The organism is Haloferax sp. S2CR25, assembly GCF_031624535.1.
GTDB lineage: Archaea > Halobacteriota > Halobacteria > Halobacteriales > Haloferacaceae > Haloferax > Haloferax massiliensis.
Genome location: NZ_JAMQOO010000014.1, coordinates 28116 through 51261 on the forward strand (window position 1 = coordinate 28116; position 23146 = coordinate 51261).

The 23146-nt window shown below is 53.8% G+C and carries 14 protein-coding genes and 3 pseudogenes; 3 read left to right on the forward strand and 14 right to left on the reverse strand.

The genetic code is table 11. The annotated features are described in order from the left end of the window. Positions 1 to 2: 2 nt before the first annotated feature. The 6 genes and pseudogenes from NDI65_RS20240 to NDI65_RS20265 all read right to left on the reverse strand — a co-directional run bounded on the left by NDI65_RS20240 (position 3) and on the right by NDI65_RS20265 (position 4192). Positions 3 to 869 (reverse strand): hypothetical protein, encoded by an 867-nt coding sequence (locus NDI65_RS20240; protein WP_310894198.1) that lies wholly within the window; start codon positions 867 to 869, stop codon positions 3 to 5. Next, on the reverse strand, positions 866 to 2602 hold the full coding sequence (locus tag NDI65_RS20245; protein WP_310894199.1) for a hypothetical protein: 1737 nt from the start codon (positions 2600 to 2602) through the stop codon (positions 866 to 868). Before NDI65_RS20245 ends, NDI65_RS20240 begins: the two co-directional genes overlap by 4 nt. Before the next feature lie 27 nt (positions 2603 to 2629). Further along, a complete protein-coding gene (locus tag NDI65_RS20250) occupies positions 2630 to 3046 on the reverse strand; it encodes a hypothetical protein (protein WP_310894200.1) in 417 nt (138 codons plus the stop codon). 5 nt (positions 3047 to 3051) lie between these two features. After that, positions 3052 to 3300 carry a hypothetical protein gene (locus NDI65_RS20255; RefSeq protein ID WP_310894218.1) on the reverse strand — a complete coding sequence of 83 codons (249 nt, stop codon included), beginning with the start codon at positions 3298 to 3300 and terminating at the stop codon, positions 3052 to 3054. Between the two features lie 175 nt (positions 3301 to 3475). Further along, entirely contained in the window at positions 3476 to 3793 is a 318-nt protein-coding gene (locus NDI65_RS20260) for a hypothetical protein (RefSeq protein WP_042664175.1), read from the reverse strand. Positions 3794 to 3798: 5 nt separating this feature from the next. Next, positions 3799 to 4192: pseudogene (locus NDI65_RS20265) on the reverse strand (helix-turn-helix domain-containing protein). A gap of 556 nt (positions 4193 to 4748) precedes the next feature. Between NDI65_RS20265 and NDI65_RS20270 the strand changes: the two are divergent. Next, on the forward strand, positions 4749 to 5960 hold the full coding sequence (locus NDI65_RS20270) for an orc1/cdc6 family replication initiation protein (RefSeq protein WP_042664173.1): 1212 nt from the start codon (positions 4749 to 4751) through the stop codon (positions 5958 to 5960). A 600-nt stretch (positions 5961 to 6560) separates the two neighbouring features. Continuing rightward, a pseudogene (locus NDI65_RS20275) lies at positions 6561 to 7245 on the forward strand (SOS response-associated peptidase). 189 nt (positions 7246 to 7434) lie between these two features. Here the strand turns inward: NDI65_RS20275 and NDI65_RS20280 are convergent. The 7 genes and pseudogenes from NDI65_RS20280 to NDI65_RS20310 all read right to left on the reverse strand — a co-directional run bounded on the left by NDI65_RS20280 (position 7435) and on the right by NDI65_RS20310 (position 15299). Then, a complete protein-coding gene (locus NDI65_RS20280) occupies positions 7435 to 8835 on the reverse strand; it encodes a hypothetical protein (RefSeq protein ID WP_042664171.1) in 1401 nt (466 codons plus the stop codon). 22 nt (positions 8836 to 8857) lie between these two features. After that, the gene (locus NDI65_RS20285; RefSeq protein ID WP_008528531.1) at positions 8858 to 8980 is read right to left on the reverse strand and encodes a hypothetical protein; all 123 of its coding nucleotides are present in this window, start codon (positions 8978 to 8980) and stop codon (positions 8858 to 8860) included. A 153-nt stretch (positions 8981 to 9133) separates the two neighbouring features. Further along, on the reverse strand, positions 9134 to 10381 hold the full coding sequence (locus tag NDI65_RS20290; RefSeq protein WP_310894202.1) for an SAVED domain-containing protein: 1248 nt from the start codon (positions 10379 to 10381) through the stop codon (positions 9134 to 9136). Beyond that, positions 10378 to 12714, reverse strand: a complete 2337-nt coding sequence (locus NDI65_RS20295) for a ThiF family adenylyltransferase (RefSeq protein WP_310894203.1) — start codon at positions 12712 to 12714, stop codon at positions 10378 to 10380. The genes NDI65_RS20290 and NDI65_RS20295 overlap by 4 nt, the downstream gene beginning before the upstream one ends. 8 nt (positions 12715 to 12722) lie before the next feature. After that, on the reverse strand, positions 12723 to 13847 hold the full coding sequence (locus NDI65_RS20300; protein WP_042664167.1) for a hypothetical protein: 1125 nt from the start codon (positions 13845 to 13847) through the stop codon (positions 12723 to 12725). Positions 13848 to 13871: 24 nt separating this feature from the next. Then, positions 13872 to 14901: pseudogene (locus NDI65_RS20305) on the reverse strand (Cdc6/Cdc18 family protein). A gap of 170 nt (positions 14902 to 15071) precedes the next feature. Beyond that, positions 15072 to 15299, reverse strand: coding sequence for a hypothetical protein (locus tag NDI65_RS20310; RefSeq protein ID WP_042664165.1), 228 nt, complete (start codon positions 15297 to 15299; stop codon positions 15072 to 15074). Between the two features lie 303 nt (positions 15300 to 15602). On the opposite strand from NDI65_RS20310, the gene NDI65_RS20315 reads away from it, so the two are divergent. Beyond that, entirely contained in the window at positions 15603 to 19415 is a 3813-nt protein-coding gene (locus NDI65_RS20315; protein ID WP_042664162.1) for a helicase-related protein, read from the forward strand. Between the two features lie 29 nt (positions 19416 to 19444). Here NDI65_RS20315 and NDI65_RS20320 read toward each other — a convergent pair whose 3' ends face one another. Further along, entirely contained in the window at positions 19445 to 23077 is a 3633-nt protein-coding gene (locus NDI65_RS20320; RefSeq protein WP_310894204.1) for a DNA methyltransferase, read from the reverse strand. Between the last annotated feature and the right edge of the window lie 69 nt (positions 23078 to 23146).

The window sequence follows — 23146 nt, forward strand, 5'->3', positions numbered from 1 at the left end:
CGCTATACCTCGCTAATCGTGATCTCGCAGTTGTCGAACTCGTCTGAAGCAGAGTACTGGACTTGGTATGTTTCAGAGACTTTCTTTGCGTCAACTCGTGTTTCTAAAACGACTTCAAGTTCTCCCGCTTGGGGTTCATCTTTACACGAGGTCCCCTCAGATCGAATAAACGCGAATGGGGACCGGTAGCTGTATAGAGTGAGTTTCTGACCAGGAGGAACAGTTACTGCAGCTGTTTCAGCATCTGCATCTGGATCGTAGATACCACTCACACCATCGGCATCAGCGTAATTAGTCCCCTCTTCATCGGAGGGGTACGGAACATCCCCGACGAAGAGTAATTTCGTGACTGCGTTTGGCCCCGTGCCACGGTTCTCAACAGTCACAAACGCCTCATCAGTAACCTCGTCGCTCGAGGTAGTCCACATCTCCTCTGGTTGGTTTCTACCGATTCCCATCTCGACGATGTTGAGGTCCGGTTGAATCGAAAGTGAGCCTTCAGCAACCGTCTCCTCACCATCCAAGGCAACGACACGGTACTCACCGGGGTCGTAGGCAGTCCCGATTTCGAACGAAACCTGTCGTGCGCCGGCGGCAAGCCCACGCTTCCCGAACAGTTCCCCATTCGGCTGAATGAGGTTCACCTGCTCAACGGGCGCGTCAGCGTCGATCTCGACAACGATGGTTTGTCCCTCGACAGCGATGCGTGAAAGCGGGCCAGCACGCTCAGTCACCGCCGGCGTCTGGTCAGATGTCGTTGTTCCGGAGCCGCGACTACCATCGAGGCAGCCAGCAACGCTGGTGAGTGTGACCCCGCCGAGTGTTCGAAGGACGGTACGTCGATCAATCGGTGAATCGGTCGGTATCATTGGTTTCGGTAGGAGCTGTCTGTCGGTGCAAATATGCGGAGGAGCCGGCGACCGGCGTAGAACGTCACGACGAACGGGATCGCCTGCCAGCCGACTTCGAATACGAACGCAACCCACCCCTCGAGAGTTCCGAGTGGGTGCCAGCGAACCGAGGCCGTATCACCCACATATGCTGGGTCGTGGCCAAGCCACGTGCCGGGGTGGTAGCGGGCGATGTAGATCCCCGGCTCGTCGAGAGTGACGATCGCGATGCCACTTTCGTTGGTCTCGACACGCTGGTCACCAACGGTGATGTAGCCGCTGTGTGACGATCCGCCAATCGGGTACTGTCGGTCACTCCCATTCGATGCAATTGGTGCACCTGTCTGGTTGTCGCGCAACTCGACTTGGAGGGTCGCGTTCGACGTCGTCTGCGAAACGAGCTCGACAGAGAGGTTACTCTCTCGAAGCTGTCGCGCTGACCCGACTTGGGGGTCGACAATCGTGGCATTCACCCCGCGAACGATCCCGCCGACCCGAAGCGCCTCCCGGTCGACGGTCTTCGCACGGACGGCCAGCCCGTACGTCGGCGTGTACGACTGGTTGACGACTTCGACGGTGACGTTCTCCCCGATCGTTCGGTGAGGTGATGCCCGTTCAGCCCCCCACATGTCGATGATATCCGGGCCATCGCGAACCGGCTCTGCGCGCGGTCCGATCTGTGAGGGGTACGCGTGAACTCGGACGGGAATCGCATCCGACTGTGTCGTGGTCGTCGACGCGCCGGTCGACGTAACGAGTGTGTCCCAGTCCGTGTTGCGAGCCGTGTAGAACCGCCACACACCACGGACCCGGGAGCTCTCATCGTCGGTGAGCGTATAGCCCTGCCACGGCCGGGATTGGAAAATCGCGACGCCAGTATCCCCGTTCGGGTACTGCGCGTAGTAGGGGTACGCCGCGAGGTCGTAAATCTCGGTATCGAGTGTATCCGAGACGGTTCGTGTCTCGGTCCGGTAGTTGACTGTCGTCTCAGATTCACCACCAACCGTTGTCTCGACGGACTTCTTGAGGCGAACGGAGATGGTCGCTTCGAGCGTGAGATTCGCGCTCCACGAGTGGGTAGTCTGATACTGTAATTCTGGCGTGTGAGTGCCTGCAGTCGAGGCAACCGGGATACCATCGATTTTCAGACGGGTGTTCTCAATCTCGTGGGAGACAAGCGTCCAATCGACGGTCCGATTGCCCGTTTCGTTCCCGGTTGGAACACGAACACGGTAATCGACGAGCCCGCGAACCGTCCCATTGGGAGCGATATAGAGCGGTGTCTCACCTGCGTCGAGATGGCCGCGCGTCGATGGCGTGACCGCGAATATCGTCGCGTGCGCATCGTCGATGAACGTCCCATCTTCGAGTGACGCATGAGGTGGGTACGTCGACGTGTCGGGCCCGCCGGCGTCGAGATCAGCAAAGTCGTTGCGCGTCCACGTCGCGGCTGTTGCCGGCGGCCGCGTGAACGTGATGTCAGTTCCGTTGGCGAGTTGGTGGAGTGCCGTTCGGTCGTCGCCGTACTGCTGCTGGTAGGCCTGTTGGCTGACGTAGCGGTCGCTATCGCGAGACCAGAGCGTTGCCGACTCGTTTTCCGTGAGGCCGTTTGTTTCAGTCCCTGGTCTCGGGGGCTGTGCCGTGGCGAGGCCGATAATGGAACTCGACACGAGCAAAGCGGCTACCAGTACGGAGGGCACTCGATGCTCCATGGGAGGGCAAAGGTGGATTGGTGGGGCTTACCAGGGAGCGAGGTTCACACAGTCACCGAGTGGGAGGCCCATGATCGACGCTACAACGGTGTACAGCGGGCCGAGCACCGCCAAGATGAGGGCGGATTTGAGTGCCGCGCGCTTGTGGACTTTGAGTCGCTTTTTCTGTTCGGGGCTGGCTGTGAAGATCTCAGCGAGGGAGTCGGCCTGCCAGATGACTGCTAACCCAATGAAGCCGATCGTCGTCGTGATCTGGAAGAAGCCCTCAACCATCTTCGGCAACTTCTCAGCGCTGCAGACCACGCTGTCTTGTGCGGCGACTGGCTGGACAGCAGCGATCGTGAACAGGATGCTCCCGATCGCGACGTGTCGGAGGATGGATCGGGAGGGCCGTAGCCGATGGACGGACTGAGCGTCAGCAGAGGACTGGTGTGAGTCAGACACGGGAATCACTGGGTGTGGTCGTACACGAGCGCTTGGAGGTCGGCGTAGCGACTCGTCATGGTTGCAATCTCATCGAGCGAGTAGCCCAACTCTCGGGCTTCGGAGAGTTGTGCGCGGAGTTCGTGCGGCTCAACGTCGCGAAGTTGCATCTCGTCGCGGAGGGCTTGCCGATAGAGGGCCGATGCGTTGAGATGGTCGTTCCACCTGAGGAACAACTCATCGATGTCTTCGACGGTGACTGAGCGGGAGATCATGTGTTCGGTATCGTTCCGCACCGATTGTCTTGCGGTGCGTACATGTCAATCAGATTTCCGTAATATTATATATTTACTGGCCAACATGAAGTGTGGTAGCATGCCAAACTAGGTGCTATATTATCTGGTCGAATTAGAACACCGACGTTCCCGGACCTAACGATGCAGAGGGATGTCACTCGACATATTGTGTCTGTCGAGAGGCAGCCCTATCTGTGAACTCTGAAGTGACCTGAGCAACTGCACGCTCGATATCACTATCCATCAGCGAGACGATGGCCCACGGCGAAACAAACGACTCACGGTCTAGCGTTCCGGTCTCGTATGCGCCAGCAAGCGGAAGACTGTCCGAGTACTCCTTCGTCGAGATCCCGAGTGCAATATACTGGTTGCCGGCAAATGGATGACTCGAGTCGCTGAGGATGAGATACTGACGTCGGGGAGTATGCCCGAACGGATCTGCGGCGACGACAATTACCCCACGCTCATACATCAGATCTACTCCGCACCCGAGTCTGCATCTTCATACTCATCGAGATCTGGGAGGTTTGCATCCCAGTCCGGATTCTTGTCGTAGTAGTCGCCCTCAAACTGCTTTGTCGTAGTAGTCGCCCTCAAACTGCTCGCTCACGGCAGCCAAGCCAATCAAGCTCGCAGTATGTGCATCGTAGGCGTCGGGATTGATCGCCCAATACTCGCCCTTGTGACGCACAAACCCCTGATCATGGAGTCTGCTGAGTGTCGTCCCAACACTTCCTCGTGGGATGTCGAGCGCCTCAGCAATCTCACCCGCTCGATAGCCTGTTTCTGGAGTCGCTGCGAGGAAGCGAAGAATGGTCCGTCCATTCGTATTCGGTCCTGGAAGATCCGATGGCTGGTAGTTTTCGACCAGTAAGGATGACCTACACAAACAGCCTATAACCGAAAGCACACCCACCGTCCGCGTTGAATCGGACGACGAGTTCTTCGATCGTGCACTCGAAACTGTAGCGCAAGCCGACCTGCACTTGCACGTGTTCTGAGTGAAGAAAATTCTCGAACTGATCGGTACGACTGTCCACGAAGAGCCGAAGAGTGTCCTCAATTTCGTGGTCTATATTCGGACCACCATTTCCGAAGCTCCGTTTTTTATATACTACCCTCCCCCCACCATTTCCGAAGCTAATTCACGAAGGGGTAGTGCCTCCCTAGTGAACCCGTATACTTCTAGGTCTAACTAGGTGAAATAAAACTAGTTTAGTTTACTACGGGTTTGTTTTAACATACTACAATATAAACCTTGTTTTGATAATACTTCTTGAGAGGGACCAATCGTTCGAGTCGTTTTCTCCGGAAACAGTGGGGGGAGGGGGTTCACTTAAACTATTTAAACAAACACCGAGCTCCGGAAACTACGGAAGCTTCGGAAGCCGTGGTTTTATGACTCATTAGACATATCACGTCAATAGATGCCAGTCTTCACCCCCTCGACAGGGATATTCGATGACCCCCGCGTCTTGTCTGAGGAGTACGTCCCCGAGAATATTCTTGGTCGGAACAGTGAACTCGAGAGTTACAAGAATGCTCTCCAGCCGATAATGGACGGCCAACCAACCAAATCTATTCTTCTCTATGGGAAAACAGGTGTCGGCAAAACGGTCTCGACGAAATATCTGCTCAACCACCTCAAGACAGACGTCAAAAAATACAGAGATGTTGACTTGACGACTGTCTGGGTACTGTGTGAGAACACCAATACATCGTACCAATTGGCTGCATCAATTATCAACTCTCTTCGAGAGCCGGAAAACCATATCCGTCCAACGGGTTATCCTGCTGAGGATATGTACCAGATGATGTATCGAGAGCTAGATGCACTCGGCGGACACATTGTTATTGTCCTTGACGAGGTTGACAACCTCCAGTCAGACGACAAGCTCCTCTACGAACTCCCGAGAGCACGAGCAAACGGACGGATCGAGAATGTCCGAGTTACTGTCATTGGTATCTCTAACGATCTCAAGTTCAAAGATAATCTCCGCCAGAAGGTCAAGTCAAGTCTTGCTCAGCAGGAACTCCTCTTTCCACCATACGACGCCAATCAACTTCGTGAAATTCTGTATGCACGTGCAGATCAAGCCTTCCAAGAGGGCGTCCTGACTGATGGCGTCATCCCACTGTGCGCTGCATTCGCTGCCCAGGATATTGGTGACGCCCGTCAGGCGTTAACGTTACTCCGTGAAGCGGGCAATATCGCGAAAAAAGAAAATGCGACACAAGTCACTGAAGACCATGTCCAAACCGCCCAAGATGAACTTGAGCAGGATCTCATCACGACAAGTGTCTCTAAATTAACGACGCAAGGAAAACTTGTGCTGGCAGCAACGCTGTCACTCCATCTTGAAAATAAGACTCCTGCCCGGAACAAGGACGTCTACTCTCGGTACAAACGATACGCTTCTCTTGCAGATGCAGAGCCTGTTAGTCAACGTCGACTTCGCGATCATCTCGGCGACCTTTCGATGCAAACACTTCTTGATGAGCGAACTAGAAATACTGGCAGACAAGAGGGCCGGTACAAGGAGTACTCTGTGTCAATCGATGCTCATTCTGTCGTATCTCATCTCCGTGCTGATGGAAGAATGGAGCCTGTAATCGCTGATCTCCAGAAGCGACTCTAAACAGAAGGCAGCGAGAGTTCCACAGGTCACCCAACCCGTGGTTGTTTACCTTGTTTCATCGGAAGCGGTGGGGGGTGTTCGCTTATATACTATCTCTTCATCGGAAACTACGGAAACATCGGAACCGATGGTATGACGTGCGTCAGACGGGTCGATGTCTTTTGATTTCAACCTCTAGTTCCGTAGAACGCTGCTAAACCTGAATGAAGTGGATTCTCTGCTTAAGGGCCCTGAAAGCAGTATTTACTCCGGAAGTAGTGGGGGGTGTGAATCGACTCGGGACCAAGCCCGGGGCATTCTCCTTGCATTTCTAAACGACATATTGTAACGACTCTCCTAGTGACCGTAGAGATGAGCGATGACAACAGCACCCCGGCCGTTCGGTTGTTTGAGATCTATCTTTCACGAGTCTCTCGGAGATACTCTTTTGATGATGCTAGTGGGTCTTCTTGGAGACGTCCTCTACGAACAAACCGTAGATACAGCCAAATTCTGTAGCTACCCCACATTAACCAACAGCTCAGGCTCACCGGGGCAACCTGTTGGTTAACGGCGAAATGTGCAACTACGTTCAAGATGCTTCCCTCCGAACTCCTCGGTCTGTGTGGCCGGAACTCGCTCTTCAATCGACCAAGCAGACCTTGAGGCCCGCTTCGACGCCGAGGTCGTCGCAGACGGCGGGTACACACCCCGATACAACATCGCGCCTGGCTGCGACCTCTACATCATCACGAACGAGACTTCAGACGAGATCGACGCCTACCTCTGGGGGTTGATTCCATTCTGGGCGGACGAGTTCGAGGAGGGCATCATCAACGCTCGCTCCGAGACTGCCGATGAGAAGAGCGCGTTCAGGCGGGCGTGGAAATCTCGCCCCAGTCTGGTCCTCTCGTCAGGATTCCACGAGTGGAAATCGCCAAACAGCGGGTCGAAACAGCCCTATCGGATTCACCGCGAGGACGACCCCGCGTTCGCGATGGCCGGGCTCTGGGACGTCTGGGAGGGCGACGGCGAGACGATCTCGTGCGTCACGATTCTCACGACGGAGCCGAACAACTTGATGAACTCAATCTACGACCGGATGCCGGTTGTCCTCCCGCAGGACGTGGAATCTGACTAGCTCGCCGCAGATCCGGACACCCGCAAGAACTGTGCCAGCCTTACCTGAAGGACGATCTGGACGCCTATGAGATCTCGACGCGGGTCAACAACCCCGGCAACGACGATCCCAGGTCATCGAGCCGTTGACCACGAGCAATCGGGCCTCGGCGAGGTCAGTTCCTGATCGGTGACGGAGTCACGGTCACTGCATCGGCGACGCCGCTTCCGAATCGACGAGCGAGTACTCTCGATCTCGGATGACACCTTCTGCCGTGAGGCGGTCTTCGAGATGCTTACGCTTGGTCTGATCCATGTGTGCCTTCCGCTGAGTGAGCATCACGTCCTATGCGACGATGACCCGTCTGTTATCGGGCTAGCACCTATCCTGATCATCTGATGCCGTGTCCGATGGCCATGTTGGGCCCTCTGGGCGGGGGATCTCTTCTACTAAATCCTTCTCGAACTGCGAAGCTCTCCAGGCTATCACGTTCTCCTTCCGCTGGACATACTTTTCGTCGGTATCCAGCCACCGGGCAATCTCCTCGTACCTGTGACTAGCACAGAGCAGCACCATCACTGCGAAATCGAAGCGATCGAGATTGCTCTCGTTTGCATCAGCATCAATCCGGTCGAGGAACGCCTGTGAGGCAGCACCGACGAACTCCATTAATATCTCATACAGCTCTTCGTCATCAAATCCATCAAACGTGAATCCCTCCGTGATGTTGTTCCCAGGGTCACTCTCTTCGGTATCCCAGCGAATCTCTTCGATGGTTGCTCTTTCACAGTCGTGAAGTCTCGATAGGCGCTCTGGATACTCCTGTTCCCAGGTCGTGATTGTGTCGGCGACAGCCTCAGATTGAGCGTGTTCGATATAGGGATCACACCCTCGCTTCGCGATGACTGACTCGATGTTCTTTCCCGAGATCGTCAGTAGTACGGACGCACATCGATCAGTCTGTTCGAGGATCTGTGCGACTTCACGACGCGATTCGAGTTCGTCAAGGCCTGCACGCTTCTGCGCGTCGTGGACGAGGTTGTTTCTGCGTTCTTTGACCTCGACAAGCGACCCATGGTCACCTCCGGTCAGTATTTGGATATCACAGAGTTTCTCTAATCGCTTCGCGTGCCCCATACTCCGAACGTGCTCTGTGATGCTGTCGAGACGAGCTTCCTCGCGAAAGAGTTCGTTGAGGACTGTTTCTGTTGTCAGCTCTTCGATGAGTGCCGAGGCGAGGAGGAGATACGAAAAGAATGACCGCTCAATGTCGCTGTCGATCTCGTCGGTGGACCGGAGTTTTTCAGCGATTTCAGCACGCTGTTCGAGATAATACTCGAGGACGTTGTCTGAATGTCCGACGAGAGAGTTTTGGCGTTCTACGTAGGCAACTTGGAGGAGTAATTCCTTCTCGAAAGGGGTGCTCTCACTCAGCTTCTGGCACTTCTGGAGCGAACTTGTGGGGAGATGGCGAGTCAAATAATCGATGTCGTCGTAGACGAGCGGCGTATTCGTCGGACAATTGTCTACGATTGACTGAAAGTCGTCGTTGTCAGCGAGTTCGCTGAGTGCAGCACGTATCTCGTCGACGCTAAGTTCCCGAACATCTTCTGACGCGTCTGAGTCTTCACCGACCGGAACAACGCGGTACGATGCATCTCCAACGATGACGACCGGGCCTTCCAGATCGAGAACCTGATATTCCCCGATAGGGCTCAGAGAGACTGTCTCTGCGTCTATTTCGAACGATACGTCGAGATCAGTGTCGTCGCCCACGCGTCAAAAACTGCAAAGGGCTCTATTCGACTTGGGCTTCGTACTCGTCCCAAAGCGTGTCGATGTCCGTGCCGGTCTCCTCAGAGATATGGCGCAGCAACTGCGCCCTGTTCTCGAACCGACGGAGCTGGCCCTTTGCGCTCATAGTAGTACATAATCGCTCCTGCAGTAATAAATCACGGGGGTGCATGCTCTCGGTCAACAAAACACGACCTACCAGTGCTATAATCACCTCGTAGACGACGCGCTGGTGCGACATGATCGAGTCGATGCTCTCCTGGCAATGGGCACTGATTTGCTATTGCTCTTCTGAGGCGGTGTCTGAGCCGTCCGAAAGTGACTGATTCTGTAATCGACCAGCAGGATAGTACCGACCCTCGTCTTTGCTGTAGAGGTAGGTCTGGATCGGTCTAAGAGTGTTTGAGTTTCGCCCGAAGAGAAAGGCGAGCCCCATCGGGCCAGCTATGAAGAGATGAATTGTCGATGTTTTTGGCAGTTCTTTGATTGCGTCTCGTACCTTGGTACGGAAAACACCTGCAGCATGGGCTGCCTGTGCCGGGGACAATTCCACACCAGGTCCATCTTCCGGTGTCAATCTGAGAATACCGTTGAAATCCGGAAGGTCGTTATGCATCTGGTCGATCTCCGGTTGCACATCGGCTGCGATGTTGACGAGCACCGCAAGCTCGGTTCCGTGATTCGGTTGTCGCTGGAGATCTCCTTCTAACCCGCTTTCCTCTTGGTCGATATCGAGTGTCCATTCTGTCATCCCGGCAGGGCTGGTGGGTTGCATCCACGTTGCTTGGATACGACGTGTGGTTGGGAGACAGTAACCGGCCGCGAACGCAGCGGGAAGATGCGTTCGGCCACGGAATCGGAGGGGGCGGCCCGATGCGTTTTGAATGAGACTGTCCGTTACCGTGGTTAACGCCGGGAGTAGACGCTGGTTCCATTCTTCTTGGGATGGTGGACCATGTTCGAACGATCTTGACCAGTCGATAGCAATCGCTGGATCGATATTGTGAGCCGGCGATTCGTAGGTATCAAGTGAACATTCGAGAGGCTCACCGTCCGGTAAATACCCATCTATCCGCTCGATCCGCTCTGATAAGACGGTCTGGACGATTTCTGTAGCTTTGTCAGACGTGGTCTCCTCCAAGGGGAGCATTTTCCAGGCGGAGAAGTCGTGGAGGATCGGTGCCTCGTTGAGTATCGATTTGGCTTCTCCAACGCTGACATCGGGACATGGCACAACGACCACGAAAAACTCGTCATCCCCATCCCAGCGCTTGTTGAATCCCGGCAACTCGTCGTTAAGAATGATGTCGGAGTCGGCTACGCCCTCACTGACGAGCGCAATACCACTGGCCGTTTCCGGGTTCTCCAACTGGTCGATGATTTCGTCTCTGAGTGGCTCCGGCTTCAAATCGAAGATATCCCGCCAAATCGGCACCCCGTGTCGCTCCAGTTCCGTTTGCAGGAAATTGGCGACGTCCGTCTGTTCGTGCTTATAGCTGAGAAATACACGGCCAGTTGGATCAGTCATATATCATCACCGACGTTGAGAGTTGTAGCTGCATCTGGGTTGTCAATCCGTTCTAACTGCTCGTATTCCTTACTATCGTGGAATAGATAGGCGTTAATCGTGAATTGACCTTCTTCGTCCTGACCGACGATGAAGAGGAGCGGATGCGGACAGTCGTAGCCGTCGTCGTTGGCGATTTCATTCATCGCAGTTCGATCGTCCCGGCTGAGATTGGGTGAAGCGCCGGGATGGTAGTGCCATTCACCGAGATAGTCGATGCCGATGCTCTCCCTGGCATCTTTGAGCCACTCCTCGACTTTGTCGGTTCCGCGGAGGAATCGAGTTGGCTCTTGAATGGAGTCTCGGGGTGGGTCGCGGGCATTAACCACCAGTGCTGGTCCATCGAGACGGTCGGTTCCAGCCAGAATACCACCCGTCTCACAGGGGTGTTCTTCGCGACAGCGATCATACATCGCTTCAAGACATGTGGCCGGAATTTGGACGGTGATTGGTGATTCCGGTGCTCGCCATATTGTTCCGTCCTGGAAGGGAGGTGTGGCCTGTGAAATGGTCGGCAGTTCGTCGCCACTACCGGTCTCGAGCACGGTGAAGTGATTCTCGCGCAGGCTCAATGACGTCGCCTGATCGAGAAGTCGTGTCACTGTCCCTGCCCACGTCATCACCCGGTCCGTTCGGATAACTGATGCTGGGTGCCAGCAGCCGACTCGTTCGGGGATGGCATCCTCGTCTTCGTCCCATTCGATCTGTTCTTGCAACCGCCATGGATCGAACGCCTCGTTGTAATCGCTGTACGGAAAGGTATGTGAGTAAGCTGTGAAGCAGAACAACCGGTTCGCTTGTCGACCCATAGCCGCAGAGCAAAACACGACCGGGTGATTCCATCTAATCGCATCAAGAGCGCGCCGAACTCCCCGTGACGCGGTACAGTCAATTACTACCTCCGCTTCTCTAATTGGCTCCGGCAGCTCACCGCTCGGTGGAAAGGCGCTATCCACATCAAGGACCTGGGCGTACGGTGCAATTGATTCAAGCCGGTCCGCGATTGCTGTCGCCTTGTTTCGTCCCACCCCATCGATTGTTAGTGTGTGGCGAGCAACGTTCCCGATCTCATACGTATCATTGTCGACGATGGTAAGCTGCTGACAGCCGGCTCGAACGAGGTTCTCGGCAACCATACTGCCGAGCGCTCCCGCTCCGATGAGCACGATGTTGCGATCCAGAAACCACTCCGTCATATGTCCGCGTCTGGTGAGTTGCTCATGCGACCAGTTGTCCGAGTCCAGCCACCGAATCTGTTCCTCTCCGGCTCCCCGCCGTTCGGCTATCTCTGGCCCCTTTCCAGTATCTCGAAATCCGCCCGAGAGGTCATTCGGGTCCTTGAACTCCTGTATCTCGATTGGTTGCCAATAGATGATCTCGGGGTCGCCGTCAACCGTTGCTGGGATGGGGAATCCAATTAGAAGGGCCTTGACCGGTTCATCGTCCAAGACGGGCTTGATATTCGCCCGTAGTTCGTACGGGTCGGTCTCGGTACCCTCGAAAAACCCTCCCAAATCTTCCCACGTCTCCGGGGCCTCCCACGGGGGTTCAATCGGCATCTCTTCTAATAGTGCCCACGCCCCGGAAACGGAGTCATCAGGATTCGAATCGACGTATCCGCCCCATTGTGGCTGATAGACGACTTCATCGTCGCTATCTTTGAACGTACCAGTCGCGTATGTCTCTTCAGCAGTTGGCAACGAGCGGAGATTGACTGTCCCCCACTGTCCATACATCTCTCTCCAGTCTGAGAACGACTCCTGCGTCTCGTTGAATGCGATGGTTGGGGCCGAAGCCGAGTTCGTATCGAAGGCCGGGATTTCAAACGGTTCGTCTGGTTCCCGGAGTTCCCCTTTCGCAGCATTACTCAACCACCGCAGTGCTCGGTCCGTATGCCAACAGAGCCGATCACGGCTTGTGCTGGGTTCGCCGGTGGCTCCCGTTTGACTGAGGGTGTGCCCATACCGAGCAACACAGATATCGCCTCGTCGCCACGGGGTATCGTCGCTCCCAGCCACGTTCAGCTTCTGGTGGGGGAATGTGGCGGTAATGGTGTTCTCTTCTTGATCCGCAGGGTAGATCCCAATTGAACCGGCGGGGTACGTATCCCGTAGATGGAGATACCAGTCCGTCTCGCGTGGCACGTCCGGATGGGGTTCTAAGTCGTCTGGTGAAAGCCTGATCTTGACGATCCACCGTCCGTTGCTATCGTGTCGATATGGCTCTTTGAGGACGGTGACTCCGTCCCGTTCGGCAATGGCTGTGACGGCTTCTGTAATTTCTTGGGGTGGCATTTATTATATCAGCTGTCCGACTCGGCGAACTGGTGATCAGATGGATCCTCTACCTGTGAGGACGACCCTACTGACATGGCTTTCTCCCCTCCATCGTCAGAATCGTCGTCGCTTCCGAATGGAGGGAATTTCTCGCCGAAGAGCTGGTACCAGTAATCCCTCGATGTTTCTTTGTCCTCCTCATCCAGTGCTGTCCGCGCGAGCGCTGCGGCATCCTCGGCCTCATTGTAGAACGCCGCGAAATCGTCCCCGTCGATTTGTTTGAGGACGTCATTCTCGGGGGTTTCCGGGAGCCCGTGAGCCGGCAAGACGGGGGTTTCCTCGGCCATTGCTTCGGTCTTGAACTGCCGTGTAAGTTCTTCGAGCGTCCTTGTCACGCCTTCAGCGACGCTGTCGATATCATCTGGACAGCACTGACCAACGATGTGCTCGAGGGGATAGCTTGTCGGTCCTTCGACGTCCGGTGTCTTCGTTCGCCGCCACCATTTGATGGCTTTGACGACGTTCACGTAGTGGCCATCCGTGATATCGTTCTTATTCACGGTGAAGGCGATAGTCGCGAGGGGATGGGTATTCTCCCACTCGTTCTCATCTCGATGTGGGATCTTGAGCGGTTCGTCCTTCCACTCGTCGTCGCCATCTGCCGACATATTGAGGGCCTCCGCCACGGTCGAAAGGTCGTTCGGACTCAGGGCTGTGCCAACGTCCAATGAACTCAGTGATTTGACGGCTTCGCGTGTTCCCTCGCTGGGTGCCGCTGTCAAGACGAGATCGATCTCCACCTCCTCTTCCTCGATTTTGTAGGAATGCGCATTTGGTTCCCACTGCCCCTCATAGTGTTCCTTCAGGAACGGTTCGCATTTCTCCAGCGCTACGTCGGTATCAAGGTCACTGCTGAGATCAGAGACAAAGACAACGTCAACGTCGGATTTCTCGTCTTCCTGCGGTCTGAGTGCCGTCCACCGGCGATAGCTCCCTTGGAGGAAATCTGCCACGTAGAATTCGTCGATGTCGTCGTCGTTCTGCAAGTGATCGCGGAGAGTTTCGTGGCCCTCCTTGTAGGCATCATTGTGCTCGTCCTGTGGGCGGATGTCCGACAGGAAGGTCTCGAACAGTGTGGGGAGCGTGGTCATAGTGTATCGATATTCTGGAACGTGTTAAGTGGTTGTTGCAGCAGGCGGTGACTCAATGATCGCGTATTCTCGATCCCGGCTCGTGCCTTCGGCCTCGAGGAGGTTGTATTGAGTCATCTTTGACAGATATGCCCGAACGGTTCGCTTGGTCCGTGGATCATCGAGGTCCTCGGTATAGCGCTCGTGAATCTCGCTCGGGCCGAGCGGGCCGTGCTCACGAACGATGTCGTAGACGACGCGCTGGTGCGGCGTGAGTGAATCGAGGCTCTTCTGCTTGATCTGGGCCCGGGCATCCTCGGCGGCGTCCAGGAGGATGTCGTCGGTGATGCGCTCGTGGTTCTCGCGATCTGCATTGCCGGCGGCCGTTCGGAGGATGCCGATTGCGAGGCGGGCGTCGCCGGCGGCCGCGTCGGCGATCCGGTAGAGCTGGTCGTCGGTGATGACATCCTCGTCGAGGCCCCACTTCGCCCGAGCACTCAGGATATCGTATAGCTGCTCGTCGTGGTACTTGTCCATCCGGACGTGCTCGCTCGAACGGAGCCGACTCACAAGGCGGTCGTCGACGCGGCTGAACAGTTCCTCTTCCTTGTTCGCGATGCAGATAATCGCGAACTGCGGGAGGCTGTGGAGATCGTAGATGACGCTGGGATCTTCGAGTTGGTCGACCTCATCAAGGATGACGACGGTTCGCGGGCCGTCATGCTACTGGAGGCGATCAACGAGTTCGTCATGCGGCGTCGACTGCCGGTGGATGTCGATGGTCGCGCCGAGATCGTCGAGGATCTGGTAGAGCGTCCGAAATCGGGTGTAGTTACGCCAGCAGTTGACGTAGGTGGCCTCGACGTCGAGCACCTCCTCACGTAGGCGTTCGGTGACGAATTGCGAGATGCACGTCTTGCCGGCCCCGCTGGGTCCAGTGACGATGGCGGTGTCAGCGAGCTCCCCGTTCGTGATGGGCTCGAGGACGCTGGAGAGGTGGTTGACTTCGGCGTCGTGATGCTCAACTTCCCGAGGGGACGAACCCGGCACGGAGAACACGAGCATCGCGGATCATCTTTGCTTGATAGACTGGTTTCCGGCTAGTACTAAAAACGTAACCGGGTCGTTTCCGGAAACGATTCAATTAGCCCGTTCTGTCTGTGGTGATTCCCGCGTTGCAACGCGATTTATTTTGCGGAAAACCCAGGCTTCCAGGAACTTCCGGGATAACGTTAGAACAATACCTCAGAATGGCCGGAGGTCCCGCCAACGGACATCAGTTTTCGTTCCATCCTCCAGCTGAACACGATACAGCACAGCATCGCGAGTATCGCCCGTGACGAAGCCGGCATCGTCCTCGAAGATAGCGATAATCTCGCCGTAGCGTCCGTGGAGCCGGTCGTAGTCTGGATCCGTCTTGTCAGGGATATCGATTCGGACGCGGTCACCTTCCTCGTACTGGTGATCCGTCATTCTTGCTCCCGGAGGTACTCCGTCCGTTCGTAGATGTCTTTCTCGAACTCAACAGTCCGATTGAGGAAGGAAGTCCGTGGCGCAACTACCGCGGCCGCGGTTAGCGTAAGGAGGACAGATCGAACTATGAGGGAATGAGCCCACGCTGAGAGCCCTTCTCTCCAATCCCGATCATTCATTAATTCGGTCTCAACCGGACTTGCTCACTACCACCACATAATTCTGTCAATGGGAAGCCGATAGATGGACTTCAGTTTTCTCACCAAACACTAAGTCACCTTGAGGGATACATTCGGCAACACGATGATTTCTCTCCCTCCCCTCGTCGACAACGCCAACCGGACTGTCGAAGATGTCTACAGGAAGATTATTCCACAAATCGAAGAAGCACGAATCGCTACCGGCTACTTCTACCTTTCTGGATTCGATCTGTATCGCGAAGATCTCGAACAACTCGCTGACCCAGACGAACTTGGTCACGCGCCCCTTCGTATATTGATGGGGCGACAAACGAATCAGAGTACAGCAGATGAAATCGGAGAAGGACAAAGCCTACGTGACGAACTCAGAGATGAGGTCGAAGAGAGCATTGACGAGCTCAACAACGCACAGTTAGGACGGTTGGACCGGCTGCGAGATTTCATAGCTGAAAACAAGGTTAGCGTCCGTGTGCGAAATCCAGAGAACGGCTACTTCCACGCCAAAGGAGCCTCATTTAGAGCGCCACAGGACGATGATGACTGGGCAACTGACGACGATACGGATACCCGTCCCTGTGCGACGATTGTCGGGTCCTCAAACTTCACCGCGAGTGGCCACCGAAACAATATCGAACTAAATCTTACGAGTCAAGATCGTCCTGAAGCTGAGGCGTTCGAAGACTGGTACGATAACCAGTGGGCGAATGCCGAGGACTTCAGTGAAGAGATCATCCGGATCATCGAGAACAGTGACAAGTACCAGGACTGGCAGGAACAACAGGAAGAGGAATCAGACGATGAGGAAACGCCTGATGACTTAGGCACGTATATTGAACCGTTCGAGCTGTACAAAATTCTCGCATACGACGAACTGAGCGGGAACGTCAACATCCGGGATAGCCCGCTGTACTATTTCCAGACACTCGGATACGAAAGCGCGAAGGAGAAACTCTCTCAGTTCAACGGCTGTATCATCTCTGACTCCGTCGGGCTCGGAAAATCGTTCATTGGCGGTGAGCTTCTCCACGACTATCGTCAACGAGGAGATCACTGCCTCCTCATCGTACCTGCGAACCTCACCGAACAGTGGGAAGACCTTCTTCAAGACGATACTGATGAAGACGGCAATCCGTACTTCGGTCTCGAAGTTGATGGGACCCACTTAGAGGTCATGAGTATTAGCAAGTTCCAGAATCTCGCGTACGAGGAGGTAAAGGACCTCAAAGACAGATTCGATGTCGTACTCATTGACGAAGCCCATCGCTTCCGGAACCACGGCAAGTGGAGGCCGGACCCCGATGACGAGGACGATTACAAGGGAACCCGTCGACATGCGAATCTGCGACAGCTCCGCGGGAAGACAATGATCATGCTGACAGCAACCCCGATCAATAATTCTGCGACCGACTTAGAGAACCTCATTAGTCTGTTCACTAGTCCTGAGGAACTACGGAACAAGGCGTCGCTGGATTTCGATGCCTTCGAGGAGTACATCGAGCTTTCGGAGTCTCGGAAGAAGATCGCTGCTGGCAAGGAGGAAGCCAGTGAGGAAGACCTACGGAAAATAACCGAGCAACTCCAGCGGCACTCGGAGGAGATCTCGAAGATTCTGAACGAAGTGATGGTGCTTCGAACGCGGAAGCACGTCAAAGACCAGATCCAAGATGGGGAGGACTTCGAGATGAGCTTCAAGCCCCCAACGCTAAGCAAGGAGCAATACTCGCTCCCGGCGGCGTACCAGCCCGTATACCGAATGTTGCCGGACGTAATGGACGCGCTTCATCTCCCGCATATCACGGTGAAGAACCCGAAAGCAGGTGGCACACTGAAAGCGTTATACAAGCTGAATCTGCTCAAGCGTCTGGAGTCTTCGACGTACGCGTTTGTACAGTCCATTGAAACCCTCCATCAGAGTGAAAGGCAACTTCTCGGTCTTCTCGATGGGCTTCCTGAAGACGAGCAGATCGATATGCTGCGCGCGGCACAGGACGACGAAGAAACTGAGACGCTTGATGACTTTGTGGAGGGGAGTGATGCCGCTGAAGATCTCGAACAGACACTGGAAGAGTTCGGCTTCGATACGACCGCTGTTCGTGCCGATGAGGACTCTGAGAGTGATACTCCAGACGAATTGACGGATGCGACAATCGGTGAGGTGAAGACCTACATTCGAGAGGACTTGACGCTTCTGGCCTACTTCTTGTCGCAGTTCATCGGCGATATCGCACAGGATTCTGGCGATGTAAGCGATCAAGCTGTTTCGACACGGCAGTGGCTTCACGACCACAATGTCGGTGTCCTTCCGGACGTCCCCGAAGAGGAATTAAACCCGATCCTCTACCCGCAAAGTGACCTGACTGACGTTGATGAGGCGACGAGAGAGTTCTATGAGGCGGTATTCTCGTTACGGGAGTTTCGTGACCCGAAGGTTGAGCGGCTCGCGGACGTACTCAATGGATACGATGACGAGAAGGTCCTCGTCTTCACCCAGTACCGTGCTACCGCGGACTACGTTCATCGAACGCTCCTCAACAACCCTGACTCCCCGGTAACAGAGGCGAATAGTGCCGTCGTCAAAGGTGGTGACGACAACAAACAAGACGTTATCAAGCGATTTGCACCGGAGGCCTCGGGGTATCAGCAAACGCTAGCTGAGTCCGGTGAATCGGAACTACAGTACGTCGTGGCAACCGATACCCTATCCGAGGGGGTCAATCTCCAGGACGTCGCAGTTCAAATTTCGTTTGACCTTCCGTGGAATCCGATGCGGATCGTTCAGCGTGTGGGGCGTATCGACCGGATCGGGAGTACTGAGGAGAAGTACGTCCACAACTTTTATCCTGATGGAGATATCGAAGCTGCGATTAAGCTCCTGAAGCGGCTGCAGGCAAAGATCAACGACATCGCGCTCATCGTCGGGAAAGAGAACAATATTCTAGACCCGAATGAGGACCAGATCCTGGAGAAGACGGGTGTCGACACCGAAAAGACGATTGGTGAACTTCAGGTGGATGAGATCGAAGACTCGCTTCAGAAGTCCCGAGAAATCGATGACGTGAACGAGCTTGATGACACGAGTAAGAATCCTCTCCTTCGAAATGCGGGGAGTAACGAACACGCGGCCTACGAGCGATTCTTACTCAAGAAGGAACTGAACGAGGACTTCGGACTTTCAGAAGACGACTTCGAATACGCGGCAGACTACTTCGAAGAGGCCCCAGAGGAGCGCGAACGCCTGTACACGAACGTAACCGACCACGATGTAGGGCCACGGCCCGGCGTGTTTGCTCTTGCTCACCTCTGGTTTGATGACGAAGATCACAACCCACCACTTGGGCGTGTTCGTCGGGGGTTCTACTACAAACCGTTCACTGACGACGTCAAGGAGCGTCCTGTTGGTACACTCAAGATTGATCCATCGGTAGGTGGTGAACCGATCACTGGAGACGCTGAGAACGTGCTGTCAAACCGTGAGACAATCCAGGATGTTCTCGATGACCGTTTGGAAGCGATTCGAGAAGGGCAAGTCGAAGGTGCATTCAAGCAGGGGGAGGCATTCTCGAAAGAGCAAGAGACTATCCTCGATTTTATTGCTCACTACCTACAGCCAAACCACGGTGAGATGCCTGTTCAGAGAGATGACTACGAGACCCTTGAAGAGTGGGCTAGTGACCTTCGTGAGACGCTTCAAGATGTGAAGTTAGCAAATACTGACGAAGACCGAATTCTTCGGAATACATTTCGGCATAACGATCAGTATGACTCGTTCCCTGAGTGGCCCCCTGTAGAATTCTTGAAGCAGCTTGAACTCTTCCTTGAAGAAAACGTAGAAAGTTCAACAGAGTACCAAGCTAAACTCGTAGGCGAAAGCGAGGTACAGGCCAGACTAATGTGTTGGGGCGTTATCGGAACCTGACTAAGTTCGGTAACCTGTAGTGAGGGGACCTACGGGTAAGGCCCCTCTTCATCTAACTCGGAGTACTTCTCAAACACGAGATCGAAATAGGGATCATCCATTAGCTTTGGATTGTCTACCTGGTAAAAATCATTGAGTATGAACCTTGTCTCTTCTTCATTCATCCCATAGGCATGGAATGCAGCAGCGTCGATCTCCGCTTGTAACTCCCGGCGTTTTTCTGCATCAGTAGCTGGATCAATACCGCCGAGGCGGTCGCGCATTTCGGAGAATTCGTCTCCATAGCAATTCAGTCTCGCCGCACGCTGAGAAATCCAATTGAACCAGTTGTCACCGGCAGTGAGTCGAGGAAGTTGCGTCTCATTAAGTTTGTATTGGACGATATTGGTGTCGATCTTTGTCCTCATCAGGTAGTCGATTGGGATGCTATTCAATAATCCAAGAACGACGAATAATTCCTCATCGGTAAACACCTTTTCGTAGGCGCTGTGCATCGGGTAATTACCGAGATCATCCTCTGTTGGTTCCACAACATGGGGGCGGACTGTGGCGATGCTGTGTACAGTGACGGTGTCCTTTGGAATGACCCCCGCGATTAATGTCCGTTCATTGGTGCTATTCGTAATCTTTCGAATAGCGATTCGGTACTTCGTGCAGTCAAGCAGCACATCTTCCTTTGATAGTTCTGGTCGACCATGTTGCTCAAGCAGATCGTTGACGAACGACTTCTGCGAGCCTGATCCATCGAATTTGTTGTAGATCGCCTTTTTCAAACTTGCATCAGGATCACGTGATCGGAAGTTCTTCATCCGAACTCTGTGTTTCGCACTTCGGTCTGGATCGCCTTCGTCCACTCCCCATAGAGATATCGGGTTAATGTTGAAGACGGAGGTGTCATCATAGGCGAACTGGTGCATATTCTTTCCCTCGTAGATTGGGTAATCGCCGTCCTCTGGTTGTTCTATGAGGAGATTGGAGTCATTTGCCCGGTCAAGCTCCTTCATGTACAGAGAGACAAACCAATCGTCTCCTACTTTCTCTCCAATTGGAGGGTGGTCTACGAATTTAGACAGCGAGTCGATCAATTCTTGTGACCGGAAGAAGGGGAAGATACGTGATTCAGGTGAGTATTCAGCAAGAACTTCTGATGGGATATCAATTGAAATGTTATCGAAATTGACAAGAATGGAGGTATCTCCGCTTGCAAAGCCGCCGTTTACTATGTCCGTGGAGCCAGAGTTTCGAAAAGTACAGATAGCAAAATGATAGCGGTCATCCACATTGTTGAAAATTCCTTTATTTTCAAACTGGACAAAGTGCTCCAATTCAGTTTTATTGATAATATACTCCCGAAGGTCCTTGGCTGTCGCTCCAAGGAAAAAATTACCCGGCATAATCTGGGTAACATATGATTGGTCTCCAGCTAATTGGGTAACTCGCTCAAAAAACAGGAGTGAAAGGTCCGTTTCAGTGGCAACGGTCTGACCACTGACAGTGGGTTTCTGTAGTTCATACTGGTCTGATGAGTTATAATAATCAGACCGAATCTGCATATTTTTCTTGAATTCTTCATACTCGGCTGCGATGTCAGGATTCGATAGAAGCTCCTCCTCTTTTCGGTCTTTTTCACTTGGTGGTCGGGTTCTGAATCTCTCGTCGTACTTGGGGAAGAAGTGACTTCGATCCGGTGTGAGTACGTCCCAGGGTGGATTTCCGATGATGATGTCGAACCCACCATCCCGATAGATTGTAGGAAATTCAATCACCCAATGGAACGGGTGATATTCTTCTAGCATCTTTTCATCAACCTTCTCGATACCAGCATCGTGGAACTGGTCGAGGATTTTTTCATTCAGTTTCTCACTGTGGGAACCGATTCGTGATTCTGCCAGCTTCCTTGCATTTGTAGCGACTTTAGAGCTTGTCGCATCTTGGTGACGTTCAATGGCTCCGATCACCCCTTCGTACATCTCTTTGATACCAGTCCCAGCGCCACCCCCGTAGTTCGAAAGAGATGCATCCCCACTCTCAGTGGCTACTTCTTCGACATCCGTGAACCCAATGAGTGTATTCCCCTGGCGTATGTTAAAATCGATATTCGGCAGCGGTTCGACCTCGTGTGGCTCGTCTTCGATATCCGCGACCATTGAGAGCCACAATCGAAGTTTGCAGATTTCGACAGCCCCTTCATCAATGTCTACCCCGTAGAGATTATTCAGAATAACTGTCCGCTTCGCGTATAGCGAGGGCCCTCCCTGTCCTTTATTGACCTCTTCTATCTCATCACGTGTGCGGGAATCTAACTCCCACCCCTTACCTTCACTTTCGAGTTGCTGGAAGTACTCGAGACACTGCATATAGATATCCACCAACACATCCTGTGCAGCGAGCAAAAACGCACCACTACCAACTGCTGGATCAAGGACGTGCGCCTCTTTCAGTATGTCGTGATACAGCGTTTCGACGTGCTTCGTGTCTACGTTCTCAGTGGGTACCTGCTGAGTCATCGTTCCGCCATCTGCTAACGCCACTTCACTACTACCGGATTCTACACTCGGGAACCCGAATACGTCGTCAATTTCGTTGTATTCAGCATCTACGGCGTCATTGAGTTGGTCAAGCAGGTACGGGTGAATCGTCCGGCGAGACATGAAGCCGGTAATCTCCTCAGGGGTGTAGTACGCGCCCATCTCTTTCTGGTTGACCGTCTGTTCGAAGATATGCCCGAGAATAGCAGGCGAGAGGTTCTTCGGATCAACGATATCAAGCCGTTCGTCCACATTCCAGTTCCACCCCGACAAGAAATTCAAGATCTCGTTGAAGAGCTCGTTCGTCTCCTGAGCTGATTCACCAAGCTTTGCGTCCGGGAATTCTTCCTCAACAGGGTTCTTGGCGAACAGTCCACCGTTCAAGTACGGGAGGCTCCCGAAGTCGGGATTCTGCTTGTCTTCTGCAAGGTAGTCGAAGAACAGCAGCTGATAGAAGTTTTCGTAACGGTCTTCGCCGTCAGCCACTACCTCGCTAGGCTGTTCGTGAAGGTAGTTTGGGTTCCGGTCTAGCAGGCGCTTTTCCTGTATGAAGTACAGGAAAATCATCCGATCAAGGATAACTTGCACGTAGCGTTGCTTCGCATCGCCCCGGTCACTTGGGATACCGGAAACTTCCTGAACGAGATCGGTGCGGAGGTCTTCGAACTCCTCGTAAAATTCTTTGACTACTTGTTGCGTATCGTACAGCGTATCGTAAATCGCAGCTGGGGAACCGTATTCGATTGAATTGAGCTTCTTCAGAACGGTGTTCTTTTCTCCACTATCTCTTGTGAACTGTTCTTTGGTGAACGATATTTTCTGGTGCTTGATTCGACCGTGCTGCTGACCTTCCCAACTGCGCGTTCGGGTGAGAAAGGTAAACTCATTGAAATCTTTCGTGGCGACAAGGTTCGTGTGTCGGGAACGGTTGTCTGGTTTGAACTCGGTCGCTGATTCACCAGGGCCGGCGTTGACGAGTACGACGAATTCGTCATCGGCTAGTTGGAGGACAAGTTCGTTGTCCTCCCCGAGATTCGGACGGGGTTTCAGTCCACGTTTCTCAAACGAGTCAGCGATATCCTGTAGAGAGTCCCAGCTCGCGATATGGGTCGCGGTGATTTGCTGGAGAGCCATGGATCATTGAAGAAATCATAACGTAATGAATGTACGGATAGCAACGATTCAGTAGAGTTCTCACGAAGT

What these genes read in the sequence shown, in the direction of transcription:
- NDI65_RS20240 (WP_310894198.1), bottom strand. Translation starts at nt 869, where the DNA reads ATGATACCGACCGATTCACCGATTGATCGACGTACCGTCCTTCGAACA.
- NDI65_RS20270 (WP_042664173.1), top strand. Translation starts at nt 4,749, where the DNA reads ATGCCAGTCTTCACCCCCTCGACAGGGATATTCGATGACCCCCGCGTC.
- NDI65_RS20315 (WP_042664162.1), top strand. Translation starts at nt 15,603, where the DNA reads ATGATTTCTCTCCCTCCCCTCGTCGACAACGCCAACCGGACTGTCGAA.
- NDI65_RS20245 (WP_310894199.1), bottom strand. Translation starts at nt 2,602, where the DNA reads ATGGAGCATCGAGTGCCCTCCGTACTGGTAGCCGCTTTGCTCGTGTCG.
- NDI65_RS20295 (WP_310894203.1), bottom strand. Translation starts at nt 12,714, where the DNA reads ATGCCACCCCAAGAAATTACAGAAGCCGTCACAGCCATTGCCGAACGG.
- NDI65_RS20300 (WP_042664167.1), bottom strand. Translation starts at nt 13,847, where the DNA reads ATGACCACGCTCCCCACACTGTTCGAGACCTTCCTGTCGGACATCCGC.
- NDI65_RS20285 (WP_008528531.1), bottom strand. Translation starts at nt 8,980, where the DNA reads ATGAGCGCAAAGGGCCAGCTCCGTCGGTTCGAGAACAGGGCGCAGTTG.
- NDI65_RS20320 (WP_310894204.1), bottom strand. Translation starts at nt 23,077, where the DNA reads ATGGCTCTCCAGCAAATCACCGCGACCCATATCGCGAGCTGGGACTCT.
- NDI65_RS20260 (WP_042664175.1), bottom strand. Translation starts at nt 3,793, where the DNA reads ATGTATGAGCGTGGGGTAATTGTCGTCGCCGCAGATCCGTTCGGGCAT.
- NDI65_RS20310 (WP_042664165.1), bottom strand. Translation starts at nt 15,299, where the DNA reads ATGACGGATCACCAGTACGAGGAAGGTGACCGCGTCCGAATCGATATC.
- NDI65_RS20290 (WP_310894202.1), bottom strand. Translation starts at nt 10,381, where the DNA reads ATGACTGATCCAACTGGCCGTGTATTTCTCAGCTATAAGCACGAACAG.
- NDI65_RS20255 (WP_310894218.1), bottom strand. Translation starts at nt 3,300, where the DNA reads ATGATCTCCCGCTCAGTCACCGTCGAAGACATCGATGAGTTGTTCCTC.